We start from the raw sequence: 14,905 nt of genomic DNA on the forward strand, positions 1-14,905 counted from the left end.
AATTCACATTATAGTAAAGAGACTATAATTTTTTTACTACTTGAGAACAGAAGGATTTTCGGTGATGTCAGGAAATTTAGGTTGCCTGTTCCACGGGGCATTTTAAGGATTTGGAGTAGTGAAAAAGGGAGTTGAAAACTGAGGAATGAGGAGACTTGGTATATGAAGAGACAATAAAAAGGATGCCTATGTGCAAAACAAACGTGAATGTTTGGACAAACACCTTTGTTTCTTGCTAGGCACCCTGTATGGAGCTTTCTATACTGCCACTTACATCATCTGCTGATCGCATAAATAGCCACACTCCGCTAGTCCTTCAATGTAAGCTTCTTCCCATGTAATGCCATGGATGAAGCCACCTTCCGAATAGCCTGTGATTAAATAGAATTGCTCATTTTGCTCGGGTAGTGAAGATGCTTGGTGAGAGTTGTTGTTGTTTTTCATAGGATGACCTCCTGCTTTTTTGTATTTTGCATAGTATATGCAAGAACAGTGAATTTGAAAACCACTTTTATCTTTATTTAATGTAGCTCCACACTCGTTAAAATACTCAGTCTTCCTAAACATACCCAAAATGACAGCGCTTACATTAAAAAATAAAGATACATGGAATTCCTTGTTTTTCTGCTTGCATAATCACTTGCACATTTTAATTCTTCCTATTCAGTCTATTATACTCAAGAATTACCTAAAAGTCCACAAGAAAATTACCTAATTAAATTACCACTAGCATATTTTTTAGGCTTCTGCTAAATGGGAGTTTACTTACTTTCCTTTCCTACAGAAGAATAAAAAACTGTTCACTACCTAAATTCATGGATAGTGAACAGTTTTTTAAATTTATTTACTTCCTATTCTAATCGAAAGCGGTCTACCACTGTCTGCAACTCTTCAGCAATTTCTTTCATTCGATTAGTCGAGTCTGCTACACGCTCTACTTCGGTTTGCTGAGCGGCGGACGAGGCGCTGACTTGTTCAGCGGACGCTGCGGTTTCTTCTGATACTGCAGAGACGCTTTGTATGGCCAGCATTGCTTGATCTTTGTGTACAAGCATTTCTTCCAACTCCGCACTCAATTCCATAATCGCTTGACGCATTTGGTTCGTCAATTCGACATTTTGCGAGAAGGATGCTTCTGTACTCGTGACGGATTGGTTTTGTTCTACCATCACTTGCATATTTGTTGCGATCACTTCTGTCGTATGCTTAGATTCGTCTACAATTTCCTGAACGATCCCTTGGATAACACTTGTTTCTTTTTGTGACTGTTCAGCGAGATTCCGTACTTCCTCTGCCACAACTGCAAATCCTTTACCATGCTCACCCGCTCTCGCCGCTTCTATACTGGCGTTTAGCGCGAGTAGATTCGTTTGTGCAGTAATATCATGAATCGAAATGATTACTTGATTGATGGCACCAATTTTATTCGACAGCGTCTCCATTTGAAGTTGAACTTTTTCTGTCATTTCATTTGCGGATGCATTATGTTCGCGCAACTTAATCACTTCGTTCATCCCAATTTCCGTTGAGGAAACAGTCTGTTCGGATAACTGATTCATGTTACCGGACAACTCAGACAGTGCTTTAATTTGATCAGCCAATTCGGACATTCGGTTGCTCGTTTCCTCGGTATCTTCAGATTGCTTGGAAGCACCATGTGCAATTTCATTTGTTGCCAATGAAACTTCTTCACTAGCCGCCACAATTTCCTCAAATGCCTGATGAACATGTGTGGATGATTCATTTAGACGGGTGGCTGCTTCACGGACAGCATGAATGGCGTGATTGGTTTGATCGAGCATATTATTGTATGCCATGGATACCGCGCCGATTTCATCATTGCGGATCAACTGCTCTCCCACATTCTGCGTCATATCCCCTTTTGCAGCTGCTTCAATGGACTGTTGCAGAGAAGATAAAGGTTTTAGCTGTTTGAAAATGAATCCTGCTGTGACAGTAGTCATTAAAATGATCATCAAAATTGCTGCTCCGATGGTAATCCATAAAATTTTATTGTATGTTTCTAGAATTTTTGACTTTGGCACAACTGTTTCCACAGACCATTTCTCATCGATTTGATCGAGTACAATTGGTGCGAAAGTATTAAAGGCTTGTTCATTCAATAAACTTGAGTCTATATATAATTTACTAGTTTCATAATTGTCGAGCTTTTGCTTAACAGGATCCCAGTCGATAAGCTGTTTCATGTTTGTTCCAACTAGTTCATCCTTTAAACTACTGGCTGTTAAATTCCCTTTCTCGGATATAATGGAAGCATACCCGCCTTCAGGCTTTATTTCATTTACGAGTTCATTTAAAAACTCAATAGATAAGTCTGTTGTCAACACGCCGAAAAACTGACCGTTTTCACTGACTAGCGGCACAGACAAAGTCGTGATGAGGATGTTCTGACCCCCAACTTTGTACTCATATGGTTCAGTCATGATGGCACGGTTTTCTGATTTCGGAATCAAATACCAATCTCCTACACCAGGCGTCTCATACTCGCTAAGCGCCTCTACGCTAATACTGCTGCCTTCTTTGTATAGATATGGTATGAAGCGTTTTTGAGAATCGACTAAACTTTGATTCAACTGTTCATCTAACGTTATAAAGCCTTTTTCGAATATTGCTGACATCCCCATTGCATCCGCATTCTTTTTTAAGTTATTTTGAATGATAGCAAGGATTTCATCTGTCGTTAAATTTCCTTGTGACTGCAATGTCTCTAAAATATGCTTTGTCGTGTGCAACATTTCATTTGTCTTATTAAATCGTTCACTCAGTTTTTTTGCATTTAACTGTGTATTTTCCACTGCATATTCTTCGGCATCCGACGTACTTTGTTTATGTAAAATTGTGCTTGTGCTCAGTGTGTAAATTAAGAATAAAAGCACAAATACCCCAATAATAATTCCAGACAATTTCCAAGCAATACTTTTAAATTTCGACAACTGGTAGGACCTCCTGATAACTCGTTCATTAGTTCTTCATTCTTATCTAAATTAAAGCGTAAAAATATCTCTCTAAGTTTCGACTTAGAGAGATATTTTTTGTTGACTCGTTATTACATTTGACGTTCGCAAATTTCAATGACTGACTTCACAGAGTCTGCCGAATGATCCAGTGCTTTTTGCTCGTCCACTGTCAGTGGAAGTTCAATAACACTTTCTATTCCATTCCCGCCAAGGACCGTTGGAACACCCAAATAGATGTTTTGGTAGCCGTATTCGCCTTCCAAGTACGCGATGGACGGTAAAATTCGTTTCTTATCTTTGATGATTGCTTCCGCCATCTCAACTAAAGCCGCTGCAGGTGCATAATATGCACTGCCGTTCCCTAGCAATCCCACAATTTCCCCGCCGCCTTTTCGCGTACGCTCGACAATTGCTTCCAGACGATCAGAAGGAATAATTTTATCCAATGGAATACCGCCTGCGTAGGAATACCGAACAAGAGGAACCATATCGTCTCCATGCCCGCCTAAGACGAAACCAGAAATATCCTCAACAGAAATATCTAATTCTTCTGAGACGAATGCATTGAAACGCGCAGTATCGAGCACGCCTGATTGACCGATAACACGGTTTTTAGGGAAACCAGTCGTCTTGTAACAAACGTAAGTCATCGCATCGACCGGGTTACTCAAAACTAACACAGTACTTTCTGGTGCGTAGCGTTTCACTTGTTCGGAAACAGAACGCATGATTTTTGCATTGGTCGCGACTAAATCATCCCGGCTCATGCCTGGTTTCCTCGCTACTCCTGCTGTAATGATGACCATGGCAGCGTCTTGAATGTCCTCATAATTAGATGTCCCTGTAATTCGAGAGTTGAACTGCTGGACAGGGCTAGTTTGGAGGAGATCCAATGCCTTCCCTTTGGTCGGATTGGAGAGATCCGGGATATCGACTAAGACGACGTCGCCCAATTCTTTCTGGGCAGCCATCAATGCTACAGTCGAACCTGTGTGACCTGCTCCGATAACTGCAATTTTATGTCTTTTGAAAGCCATGGAAATAACTCCTTTCTAAATAGAATGCATTGTGTAGAGCAAACGCTTGCGCTCATAAAGACAACGCAAGCGCTCATAAAAATGTTTATCCGCTCATAAAAGCAAAAACTCGCTCATAAGTACACGATCACTGCCCATAAAGACGCGTTCGCGCTCATAAGCCAATACAACTTAGTCTTTCTTCGGTGTTTTCGCCTTCGGTTCCGCTACTTTCTTCACTTCTGGAACAGCCGGCGCAGGTGGTTTCACCATGCCATATACTGAATCGTCTGGTCGCGGGATTACATGCGCACCAAGCAATTCGCCAACACGTGATGCTGCGTCTCGTCCTGCATCGACAGCTGCTTGAACTGCCCCGACGTCACCTTGAACGATGACCGTCACAATTCCGCCGTCGACCATTTCCTGTGATACTACTTCCACATTCGACGCCTTCACCATCGCATCTGCTGCTTCAATCGATCCAATTAAACCTTTTGTTTCAATCATTCCGATCGCTTGACTCATGTATCTCACCTCTCTTTACTTCTGTCGAATCAATAATTCCGATAATAACCGCATCAATCGGAATCGGGTTCTCTTTCGGCAAAATGAAACGTGAGGCGCCTCCACTTGTAATGAGTACCTCATCGCCAATTCCTGCCCCAATCCGATCGGCGGCTACCAAATGGGTCTGTATATTACTGCCATATGCATCTATTGGTTGGACAATCAATAGCTTAAGCCCTGCCAGTCCATCTTCTTTGCGAGTTGCCCACACATTACCGATCACTTTCCCCATTCGCATGCATAATCACCTTTTTCTACTTTCTGACGGTTATCGTTTTTCCGAGTTCCCGAGCAGTATCTTTTGCAAGCGCTGTGACAATCGTACCTTTTGGAACTATAATCTCATCTTCTGAAATTGCAGCTAGATCCTCAGTAGATAAGAGTTTCTTTGTAAATTCATATGATTTTGGAGCAACTGTCTTTGCCGGACTAGGGGCATTCACTGTCGTCGATACAGGTAATGAACAAGCAACAGGTTCAGTCGCCTCGTTTGGTTTTATCAGACGACCGATCGTCCCTTGTGTAATAAACCCGGCATTCGCTTCGTCCGTATCGATATGCATCTCCAAACGATAGCGTTCATTCACTCGGATCCGTACATTACGGAATGAAATCGGACGGATTCCATCCGCTTCCACTGTGACGTACTCACCATCTTGAACGCCAAAACGCTGCGCATCTTGGGTCCCCATATGGATATGCGATTGCGCAATAATGAGGCCTTGCTCAATATGCACACTGCCTTTTGGACCGATCAATGTAATCGGTGCCGATCCTTCGATGTTGCCGGATTCCCGAAGTGGGGGCTTGACGCCGAGCTTCATGGCATCCGTAAAGCTGACCTCAACTTGGGTCGCTTTTCGGACAGGTCCTAAAATCCGCACACGTTCGATACTGCTTTTAGGTCCCGCAATCATCACCGTTTCATTTGCGGCGAATTGGCCCGGCTGTGAAAGCTCGGACCGTTGTGTCAATTCATACCCTGCGCCAAACAATACTTCCACATGTTCAGGCTGTAAATGTACGTGACGGGCGGAAACCGCAATGGGAACCGCTCGTTCCGGCAATTGAGTAGGGTTTTTCCCCAGCTGTCCGAGAACCTCTCCGACAATCTGTTCAATCAATTGCTGATTCATTTAGTTCACGCCTTTCTGTTGTTTCCGAACAAAATCAATTACGCCTCGGCGTAATTGCGTCTGAATTTTGAATTGAGGTCTGCATGATGCAGATCATGCAGTCGTTGCCGCAGGACGCGGCGACCTTAGACTGCGTTCCTTTTAACTCCTTTCAAAATTCGTGACATCCGCCGGAGGCTTCATCTGAATTCTATTGAATTCAGATGAATTATTCGCTTTTTGGCAAGATCATTTCAAGTTCGTTATGTGGTCTTGGGATTACGTGAACAGAAAGCAATTCGCCCACACGTTGTGCAGATGCTGCACCTGCGTCTGTTGCTGCTTTAACTGCTCCTACATCACCGCGTACCAATACAGTTACAATTCCGCCGCCGACATGTACTTTGCCGACTAAGTTAACGCTTGCTGCTTTCACCATTGCGTCTGCTGCTTCAATTGCACCGATTAAACCTTTAGTTTCTACCATTCCTAATGCTGTACCTTCTCTGTTCATAATTGTTTCCTCCTAATAGGGTTTTATTTTGTAAGTTGTTTAACAATTTCACTGACTAAGTTTTGCACTAACGCTGGATCAATATTACTGTTTGTTGAAGATGAAACATTATTGATGACTTCTGAGACAAGCTCATCCTTCGTGCTTGCTACTGTTGTTTCGGAATGCTTCGGCAATTGGACTTCTTTTGTGCCGTACGCCATCCGTTTAATATTCAATAAATGCTTCGCCGTTACGTTATCCGATGTAATATTCCCACCGAATGATCCACAACCTAATGTAAATGATGGCATCAGACCCGTCGTTCCACCAACTGCTCCGACAGAAGACATCGTGTTTACCATAATACGTGATACTGGCATTTCCATCGCAAATTCACGCGCTACCGCGTCGATTTCCGTATGGAGCGACAAGCTATGTCCACGTCCGCCGAGGTTAAGCAAATCGAGACATACTTCCTTCGCATGCTTCACGCCATCCACGATATACATCGCAAAGATCGGTGAAAGTTTTTCCAATGAAAACGGAACGTCCTTACCGACTTTTGTTTCCATACCAATGATCAGGCGAGTGCCTTCTGGTAAGGAGATACCTGCAAGGCTCGCAATGAACTGCGGGCTCTTACCGACTACTTTCGGATTAATTTTGCCCGGTGCCGGTGAGATAACGCCTTCCATGACCTTCTTCTCTTCATCCGTTAAGATATATGCACCGTTTTTCTTCAACTCACGAGTAACAAGATCGACAACATGCTTATCTACGACAATCGCTTGCTCTGTCGCACAGATCGTGCCGTAATCGAATGATTTACTGTCGACAATATCTTTGACAGCTTTTTCGATTTTTGCAGAACGCTCAATATAGACTGGAACGTTCCCTGGACCTACACCGTATGCTGGTTTTCCAGAGCTATATGCTGCTTTTACTAGCGCACTGCCGCCCGTTGCCACAATCAGATTGACATCTTTATGTGACATCAATTGCTGTGTCGCTTCCATAGAGGCGAGCGTCAAGCATTGGATTAAACCTTCCGGAGCACCTGCGGCAACTGCTGCTGCATCACAAACTTTAAGTGCCTCCTGTGTACATTTTACTGCGTATGGGTGAGGACTTACAACAATCGCGTTACGTGTTTTCAAAGAAATCAACGTTTTGAAAAACGCAGTGGACGTTGGATTTGTTGTCGGGATAATCGCTGCAACCACACCAAACGGAGCTGCAATTTCCACGACTTTATTTAAATGGTCTTCTTTGACGATGCCGACCGTTTTTAAATCTTTAATGCTCTCATAAACGTCACGAGAACCGACTTCGTTCTTGATTTTCTTATGAGCTGCTACCCCCATGCCAGTTTCTTCTACTGCCATTTGAGCGAGACGACCAGATTGTTCAAAGGCTGCATCTGCAACCGCTTTGACGATTTTATCGACTTGCTCTTGGGTGTAGCTCATGAATTTTTCTTGTGCTTCTTTTGCAGTTTGAACGGCCGAGCGCATTTGCTGCAGGGCCAATAAATCTTTATCTACTAACTGAACCAAGCCAAAACACTCCTTCCTAGTTAATTCCGTGAATTCAATAACTCATCGGATCATTTACCATGTTCTGTACAGCTTCTCTAAACGCGTCGGCAGCTGCCTGGCAGGCAGATTGACTACCTGTCAATAAGCCCCCGCCGAAGTTCGTTTCGGAGGGAGGAGCGTATAGTTCACACAGCGTTACATCTGCCGCTTTTAATGCAGCATCCAAGCCGATAATGGCTTCGATTGGCGGTGCAATCAAGTAGGCCAATGATTGTCCGATTGGAATACCCGCCATTTCAGCTAAATAACTTCCGCAACTGGAAATGGTATGTGCATAAAATGCATGGTCAGGATCCCCATTGATCGCTTCAAAATATGCTTCATGTTCAATGGTAACCCGAATCGAATCCAGACCACTTTTTACTTCTTCTGGCGAGGGTCCGGCAATAATTCCGATAAACTCACCAGATAGCGGTCCGGATGAATGAGCAGCCCCTGCATAAAAACTTTTTGCATAGACGACTTCTACATCCGTGTGCTTCGTCGCCGCATCAATCGCTGTATAGCCCACATCATCTATAGTGGTTGTCACTAAACCCAAACTGCGTTGATACGGCTTTAGCTGGAACTTTTCCGCCAGATCATCGCTGACGTTCGGAATGACCTGCATCGACAATATATCCGCAAGAATCTTCATCCGATCCGCCTCCTTAGCCTTCTTTTTGAACAAGCGCCACTCCGCTTGCTTCATATTTCAAGATCTTTTGAATAACCGTTCCTAGATATGCACCGGCTTCGACAGGAGGTATCCCGCCTTTGTGGATATTCGAGATAACCATTCGATCTGCCTCAATCGTGCCATGTCTTGGCTGATAACATAAATAAGCACTCAGTGATTCAGCAGAAACAAGCCCAGGACGTTCTCCAATTAACATGACAACGACATCCGGTTTCAACACTTCACCGATATCATCCATCACAGCGACTCGCCCTTTATCCACATAAAATGTTGTACCCATATCGATATTCAAGTTGTTGAGTGATTGCTCAAGCGACAAATAGACATCTTCAAGATTTTCCTCAATCGCTTTTGCACTCAGACCGTTAGAAGCTACAATTTGAACAACCGGTGATGTTTTACAACGCTCTTGAATCAATGCCTTTCCTTCATCGGAAAGCTTTCTGCCGAGATCAGGACGTCGGATATATTCTTCCTTGTCCGCTACTTTTGAATGCACTTGGAATAATCCCAAACGATCGAGTAGCTCATCCGGCACTTCTCCGTACACCGCATCTACTGCCGCCGCATGATCCAGTCGGAACTGCAGCCACGTTTTCGTTTTGGGACGAGAACCCGCACGACCTACTGCAATGCGAGCAGGAGTCTTTTTACGATACTCCGCCAATTGATCTTCTGTTGGAGTAGTCGTTTCGGCTTTTGGTTTGCCGTATGCCGTAGTAGGTTTCGGTTTGACAGTCGCAATATTTCGTTGCGGCTTCGCTTCATTCGTCGTACTATGGAACGTTACTGCACCGCTTGGTGATTGTTGCGGCCTTTCAGCTGCCAAATGGCCAATCGGTTCCTGTGAAAAGAGCTGTACTTTTTGTTCGTTGCTAGATTGCTGTGACGTTTGTCCGCCACTAGCTGCCTCAAGTTTTTCAACAACCATCTTTGTGATTTGCTGAATTAATTCTTCGTTCAAATCCATCCACCTCCTATCGATTGAACATAGTAAGATCGCCTGCACGCTTGCTCAGTTTTCCATTTTCGTAAATCCCCATCTTCTCAAGCCATTGCAAGTACTCAGGTGCTGGAGTTTTACCTAATGTCTGAAGGACTGTAGCGACATCGTGATAGCTCATGGACTGGTAATTCAACATAACGTCATCGCCCATCGGTGCTGCAATAATGAAATTCACGCCTGCTGCAGTCAGCAAGATGCTTAAATCTTCAATATCGTTTTGATCTGCTTTGATATGATTCGTATAACAAATGTCTACACCCATCGGCAGACCGTGAAGCTTGCCCATGAAATGATCTTCCAGACCTGCACGGATTACTTGCTTGTTGTTATACAAGTACTCCGGTCCAATAAATCCAACCACCGTGTTGACAATATATGGATCGTAGTGTCTCGCGAAGCCGTAGTTACGAGCTTCCATCGTCACTTGGTCCACACCATAATGCGCTTCTGCTGATAGCTCAGACCCTTGCCCAGTTTCGAAATACATCAATTGCGGGCCCGTACCTGTTCCTTGTTTCATCGCCAAGTCTTTTGCTTCAGCGATTAACTCTGCCGAAATACCAAATGAACGATGTGCTTTTTCAGTTCCCGCAATACTTTGGAAAATCATATCTGCAGGTGCACCTTGCTCAATTGCTTTCATTTGCGTAGTAACGTGCGCTAACACACAGTTTTGGGTGGGAATTTCCCACTCATTGATGAAATCCTTCGTAGCATGCAAGACACGTTTTACACTCTCAACAGAATCATCTACCGGATTAATTCCGATAACCGCATCGCCAATCCCATAAGATAATCCTTCTTTTAGTGAAGTGATGATTCCATCGATATTATCTGTTGGGTGATTCGGCTGTAATCGAGACGAAAGCGTTCCTTTTTGACCAATCGTAATATTACAGGTCGACAAGATTTCAATTTTATTTGCCGCGTGTACCAAGTCCAAATTGGACATTAGCTTGGTGACAGCTGCGATGACTTCCGATGTCAAACCGCGGCTAAGACGTTTCAGTTCGCGGTCGCCGACTTCATTGCTTAAAATGTACTCACGAAGTTCTGCGATACTCCAATTTTGAATTTCACCATAGACCTTCTCGTTAATATCATTTTCAATAATGAGTGAGACTTCGTCGCTTTCAATCGGGATCAATGGATTGTTACGAATATCACTCACTAGTAGCTCACTGACAACTGTTTTTGCCGCAATACGCTCTTGGACGGTTTCCGCTGCAATTCCTGCCAAACGGTCGCCAGATTTCTCTTCATTTGCTTTTGCAAGCACTTCTTTTAAGTCGTTGAACACATATCGTTCCCCGCCTAAAGTGGTCGATAAATTCACGTTCGAGGCCTCCTTTACGTTGTGTGGAAGGTTAATGTCTTCACCACGACAGGCACGACACCTGAAGTTAATGCTTTCCCGATGTCAATATAATCGCCTGTTTCCACATTGATTTGGTCAATGCAAATAATGCTTTGTTTTACTTTCAACGCCGCTAATGTCTGACCAAGCACTTTGGCATGGTCCGACTGGATTACCAAAATGATGGGCTGTTCAGGACGTGGTCGTTGATTCATGATCTGCACAATTGCTTTTGCTAATGTTTGCACGTCTCGAAACCCGAGATACGGCAAATTGGATAAATACAGCGCAAAATTTTGTCCTTCTTTCGCGGAGTCATATAAAGCAACCGCTTGTTGAACCGCATTTTCAAAGTTAGATAAACCCGCCTCTAAATCCGCTTCAAAGTCATATTGATAGATCGGTATATTTTTTAGTGGCAATTCATGTGGCGCAACTTGGATTGTCGCTCCGCTAATCTCAGTCGTCTGCGTTCCTGCACCCAACACCGTCGCACGCACAGTCTCAATTGGTTCTTGCCATTCAAAAATTTGCAGTGATTGATTGCGCAATAACGCCTCTGCAAGCTGAATTCCAATATCATCGTACCGGGCAACCTGCTCTTCATCTGAAGCATGACGATACATACACTCGGAAATCCCGCCCGAAAAAACAATTGTATCAACAGGCTGTTTCCAATTCGGTTCATGACCTAGCAATAATACATGATCTTGTGCATGCACTTCTTTTTTCAAGATGCGCGCCATCGCCTCTGCCATATACGTTGTGACGAATTCAACTGCTGCTGCATCTTGTGGATCACCAACTTGCAAAGTGTAGCCTTGCTCTTCCAGCAATCGTTCAACAGGCGGAGAGATTGTTCGCACTTTGCCTTGTTCGAATTCGATCAATCGCCCACCAATGTGCATCGTGCACGTGCCAAGCAACTGTTTGTCCTGAAATACCGCAATATTGGCTGTCCCGCCGCCAATGTCAATGTTGGCGATGACACGGCCACCTTTGCCCGACTCTTCGTAGCTGCCTGAACCTTTTGCCGCGATGATTCCTTCTAGGTCAGGTCCTGCTGTTGCAACAAGGAAATCTCCCGCTTCATCTGATAACTGATGAAGCATCTCACTGGCATTTCGTTTGGTAGCCGTTTCGCCTGTAATGATGACAGCGCCTGTCTCTATTTGAGCCGGCTGAATGCCAGCCTTTTCATATTCAGAGCGAATAATCTCCTGGACACCTCTAACGTTAATCGTTACCGCATCTTGCAACGGTGTACGGAAGACTGGGCTTTTGTACAATATTTCTTTGTCTGTTATTTCAATTCTTGGCACATGCGTCGCCCCTGCGACATTTCGCAAAGAAAATCGACTGATAATCAGCTTTGTCGTGCTTGTGCCAATGTCAATGCCTGCACTGATGATTGTCTCGTGCTTATTGAAATTGCTCACTCCCACACCTCTTTCTGATTTACCACCTAGTTCAAAGCGCCAGTCTCTCGGGTCACTTCGGCCTTTTCGTAAAGGTGCAAAGTACGCACCTTTGTCGATAAGTCCTCCAGTGCCTGTCGAGACTATACGGCGCTTCTCACTTTTGATTTACCATCCAGTTCAAAGCGCCAGTCCCTCGGGTCACTTCGACCTTTTCGAAAGGGTGCAAAAAAACGCACCTTTGTCGATAAGTTCTCCAGTGCCTGTCAAGATTATACGACGCTTTTTACTTTTGATATAAAAAACGCCTTTACAGACCCATGGAAAACCCGTGGGACGTAAAGGCGTCATTGCCGTTTTTATTCACTTGTATGAGCCCTACTATATCAAACTCTCTGATACGTGTAAAGAGTATCAACCTAGGAATAATAAGTGCTCGTCATCTGTTTGCTGTACATATTGCCGCATGGCAGCCAGGTCGTTCAATTTCGTCAGTTCTCTCAAATGGGCAATCCCCTTACCTGTCACCGAGGAGGTAACAACAATCGGCCCTTGATTCATGACAATTTTCAACATGCCGAGTGCTCGATCAATATCTGCTTTTGGATGATCACACTTTGTAATGACACCAATTGGCAGCTTAGAGATTCCCATACTGAAACCTGGTGGAAAAATCAGCTTTTCACTGGTCGCGTCTTGGAGATACAGTACATGTGTCACCTCTAACGCGGTTGCCATAATATTTTTATAAAACATCGGGTTTTCCGTGTACTCGCCAGGAGTGTCGACAATCCAATCGTAATAATTGAGCGTTTGCGTTTTGACTGCTTCGACCTTACGACCTAACAAGGCATTTGTCAACGTAGACTTCCCTGCTCGAACCGCACCGACTAACATTGCCTTGTTTTTCATCGGCACCACTCCTTATGATTTCGTAATAGCAGAAGGTGTATAACCAAGCATTTCGGATAAAAATCGATTGATCTCCTGCATGGCCATCTCCACCTCGGAAACACTGCCGACAATTACTAAGCTTCCTGTAAATCGATCCAAGAAACCGATATGGACGTTTGCTGCTTTTGTCGCTAAATCTCCCGCAATAATAACTGTTTCACTTGGTGTACAAGTAAGGATGCCTAAGGCACCCGCTTCTTGTATTCCTAATTTCTGAAACATATCGGGATCGGGATTTGCAATCAAGTGACTGAGGGTAAGCTGTTTACCCGGAACAAATTCCTGTATAAACCGTTTCTTTTCTTCACTCATTCTATATACACTCCCTATCTAACTGATTATGTTCTTATGCCTTTGCAGTAGGAGTTTCTGTTGTTTCTTCATATTCACCTGGACGGATGATTCCAGCCTCACGATCTTGCTTTTCCAACTTCAAAGCAGTTGGAACAGATAACTTATATGCAATGATAATCGCGATGATCCCTGCACTGAATTTCCCAAGAATGACGGGAAGAATAATATTCGGTTGGAAATTCGCTGTAAAGGACAAGTGGTCACCAAGCAAGAATGCGGAACAAACAGCAAATGCAATATTGATGACTTTGTCTTTAGGTCTCATGTAACGAACCAACGAGAACATTGCCAAGATATTTGCAACAGTTGCAAGCAGACCAGCACTACCTTCAGGAGATAGTCCAATTTTTTGTCCAAGCGCTTCCAAAGGTCGAGCCATATACTTTCGAATCAAATAAATCATTGGGAAAGCACCTGCTAGCATGATACCAATATAGCCGGCTGTTTCAAGCGCACGGAATTGGTCCGCTTCATCGGCCATAATCGGGTCAAAGCCCCATGCACCGAAGATTGTTGTGAAAATACCTGTAAATACTTCTACAATTGAGAACACTAACACAAGTTTAATCGCCGCGTCCATTACGCGACCGAAAATCATAAATCCATTGATCATCATGCGAGGGAAAAACTTCAATCCCAAAGCAATCAAGACAACAAAAATTAGTAAAGGCAATAAGTTTATGAAAATCTGTAAATAACTAATTGCAAACTCGTAATTCGATGAAGCTGTAGTGCTGATCACATCACGTACATCTGTGTTAAACAATACTACCAAGCTAGACGCAATAAATGCACCAATCGGAATCGTCAGTACACCTGACATAATACCAAGCGCCATATATTTATGATCTCGCTTATCGAGCATTGCAAGGCCCATCGGAATGGAAAACACGATTGTTGCACCCGACATAAAGCCGACAATTAACGCCATTACCCATCCTTCGTTCGTAACTTTTAATGCTTCAGCTAGCTGATAGCCACCCATGTCTGACGCCAAAATTGTTGTCGCAGCAATCGCTGGATCGGCTCCAATCGAATCAAATATTGGTCCAATAAATTTACTGATAAACCACGTCAAATACGGAATGGATGCCATGATCCCTGCCGCCGGAACAAAAATATGCCCAACTGCGTGTAGGCCCGACATGAATTCTTTACCTAATCCTTCCTCCGGATTTTTGATTGAAGCAAATGCACCTGCTATCGCACAGGCCATAATGATATATACGATCACCGTACCAATCATTTCCATATAATTCCCTCTCCCTATCTCTTATATTGTGTAACTAGTTGCCACCCTATACCTACAGACAGTACACCACCGCCTTCAAATTATAAAAATTCGCAATATGTAGAAAAATATA

At 43.8% G+C, this 14,905-nt stretch carries 15 protein-coding genes; all 15 read right to left on the minus strand.

Going from position 1 to position 14,905, the window contains the following annotated elements; all coding sequences use genetic code 11:
• Positions 1 to 270 precede the first annotated feature (270 nt).
• The 15 genes from MKY93_RS19655 to eutH all read right to left on the minus strand — a co-directional run bounded on the left by MKY93_RS19655 (position 271) and on the right by eutH (position 14,793).
• Positions 271 to 444 (minus strand): hypothetical protein, encoded by a 174-nt coding sequence (locus MKY93_RS19655; protein ID WP_171805952.1) that lies wholly within the window; start codon positions 442 to 444, stop codon positions 271 to 273.
• A gap of 407 nt (positions 445 to 851) precedes the next feature.
• Positions 852 to 2,954, minus strand: coding sequence for a methyl-accepting chemotaxis protein (locus tag MKY93_RS19660; protein WP_009499200.1), 2,103 nt, complete (start codon positions 2,952 to 2,954; stop codon positions 852 to 854).
• A gap of 113 nt (positions 2,955 to 3,067) precedes the next feature.
• On the minus strand, positions 3,068 to 4,015 hold the full coding sequence (mdh, locus tag MKY93_RS19665; protein WP_009499201.1) for a malate dehydrogenase: 948 nt from the start codon (positions 4,013 to 4,015) through the stop codon (positions 3,068 to 3,070).
• A 171-nt stretch (positions 4,016 to 4,186) separates the two neighbouring features.
• Entirely contained in the window at positions 4,187 to 4,522 is a 336-nt protein-coding gene (locus MKY93_RS19670) for a BMC domain-containing protein (protein WP_009499202.1), read from the minus strand.
• Entirely contained in the window at positions 4,497 to 4,802 is a 306-nt protein-coding gene (locus MKY93_RS19675; RefSeq protein ID WP_009499203.1) for a EutN/CcmL family microcompartment protein, read from the minus strand. The genes MKY93_RS19670 and MKY93_RS19675 overlap by 26 nt, the downstream gene beginning before the upstream one ends.
• Positions 4,803 to 4,818: 16 nt before the next feature.
• Entirely contained in the window at positions 4,819 to 5,700 is an 882-nt protein-coding gene (pduL, locus tag MKY93_RS19680; protein ID WP_340760722.1) for a phosphate propanoyltransferase, read from the minus strand.
• Positions 5,701 to 5,908: 208 nt separating this feature from the next.
• Positions 5,909 to 6,193 carry a BMC domain-containing protein gene (locus MKY93_RS19685; RefSeq protein WP_009499205.1) on the minus strand — a complete coding sequence of 95 codons (285 nt, stop codon included), beginning with the start codon at positions 6,191 to 6,193 and terminating at the stop codon, positions 5,909 to 5,911.
• Between the two features lie 23 nt (positions 6,194 to 6,216).
• Complete coding sequence (locus tag MKY93_RS19690; RefSeq protein WP_171805961.1) at positions 6,217 to 7,689, minus strand: aldehyde dehydrogenase family protein; 1,473 nt, start codon at positions 7,687 to 7,689, stop codon at positions 6,217 to 6,219.
• 76 nt (positions 7,690 to 7,765) lie between these two features.
• Complete coding sequence (eutL, locus tag MKY93_RS19695; protein WP_340760723.1) at positions 7,766 to 8,410, minus strand: ethanolamine utilization microcompartment protein EutL; 645 nt, start codon at positions 8,408 to 8,410, stop codon at positions 7,766 to 7,768.
• Positions 8,411 to 8,423: 13 nt separating this feature from the next.
• Positions 8,424 to 9,422 (minus strand): ethanolamine ammonia-lyase subunit EutC, encoded by a 999-nt coding sequence (eutC, locus tag MKY93_RS19700; RefSeq protein WP_009499208.1) that lies wholly within the window; start codon positions 9,420 to 9,422, stop codon positions 8,424 to 8,426.
• A gap of 7 nt (positions 9,423 to 9,429) precedes the next feature.
• Complete coding sequence (locus tag MKY93_RS19705; RefSeq protein ID WP_009499209.1) at positions 9,430 to 10,794, minus strand: ethanolamine ammonia-lyase subunit EutB; 1,365 nt, start codon at positions 10,792 to 10,794, stop codon at positions 9,430 to 9,432.
• Between the two features lie 14 nt (positions 10,795 to 10,808).
• Positions 10,809 to 12,254: an ethanolamine ammonia-lyase reactivating factor EutA gene (locus MKY93_RS19710; RefSeq protein ID WP_040759975.1), complete on the minus strand. Its 1,446-nt coding sequence runs from the start codon at positions 12,252 to 12,254 to the stop codon at positions 10,809 to 10,811.
• A 393-nt stretch (positions 12,255 to 12,647) separates the two neighbouring features.
• Positions 12,648 to 13,145: a EutP/PduV family microcompartment system protein gene (locus MKY93_RS19715; RefSeq protein WP_009499211.1), complete on the minus strand. Its 498-nt coding sequence runs from the start codon at positions 13,143 to 13,145 to the stop codon at positions 12,648 to 12,650.
• A gap of 12 nt (positions 13,146 to 13,157) precedes the next feature.
• The gene (gene eutS / locus MKY93_RS19720) at positions 13,158 to 13,499 is read right to left on the minus strand and encodes an ethanolamine utilization microcompartment protein EutS (RefSeq protein ID WP_009499212.1); all 342 of its coding nucleotides are present in this window, start codon (positions 13,497 to 13,499) and stop codon (positions 13,158 to 13,160) included.
• Positions 13,500 to 13,533: 34 nt separating this feature from the next.
• Positions 13,534 to 14,793 (minus strand): ethanolamine utilization protein EutH, encoded by a 1,260-nt coding sequence (gene eutH, locus MKY93_RS19725; RefSeq protein WP_009499213.1) that lies wholly within the window; start codon positions 14,791 to 14,793, stop codon positions 13,534 to 13,536.
• Positions 14,794 to 14,905 lie beyond the last annotated feature (112 nt).

It is taken from the genome of Sporosarcina sp. FSL W7-1283, assembly GCF_038003105.1.
GTDB lineage: Bacteria > Bacillota > Bacilli > Bacillales_A > Planococcaceae > Sporosarcina > Sporosarcina newyorkensis.

Coding starts and splice junctions, on each gene's coding strand:
- MKY93_RS19685 (WP_009499205.1), bottom strand. CDS start 6,193: ATGAACAGAGAAGGTACAGCATTAGGAATGGTAGAAACTAAAGGTTTA.
- MKY93_RS19715 (WP_009499211.1), bottom strand. CDS start 13,145: ATGAAAAACAAGGCAATGTTAGTCGGTGCGGTTCGAGCAGGGAAGTCT.
- MKY93_RS19675 (WP_009499203.1), bottom strand. CDS start 4,802: ATGCGAATGGGGAAAGTGATCGGTAATGTGTGGGCAACTCGCAAAGAA.
- eutC (WP_009499208.1), bottom strand. CDS start 9,422: ATGGATTTGAACGAAGAATTAATTCAGCAAATCACAAAGATGGTTGTT.
- eutL (WP_340760723.1), bottom strand. CDS start 8,410: ATGAAGATTCTTGCGGATATATTGTCGATGCAGGTCATTCCGAACGTC.
- pduL (WP_340760722.1), bottom strand. CDS start 5,700: ATGAATCAGCAATTGATTGAACAGATTGTCGGAGAGGTTCTCGGACAG.
- MKY93_RS19670 (WP_009499202.1), bottom strand. CDS start 4,522: ATGAGTCAAGCGATCGGAATGATTGAAACAAAAGGTTTAATTGGATCG.
- MKY93_RS19690 (WP_171805961.1), bottom strand. CDS start 7,689: ATGCGCTCGGCCGTTCAAACTGCAAAAGAAGCACAAGAAAAATTCATG.
- MKY93_RS19655 (WP_171805952.1), bottom strand. CDS start 444: ATGAAAAACAACAACAACTCTCACCAAGCATCTTCACTACCCGAGCAA.
- mdh (WP_009499201.1), bottom strand. CDS start 4,015: ATGGCTTTCAAAAGACATAAAATTGCAGTTATCGGAGCAGGTCACACA.
- eutH (WP_009499213.1), bottom strand. CDS start 14,793: ATGGAAATGATTGGTACGGTGATCGTATATATCATTATGGCCTGTGCG.
- eutS (WP_009499212.1), bottom strand. CDS start 13,499: ATGAGTGAAGAAAAGAAACGGTTTATACAGGAATTTGTTCCGGGTAAA.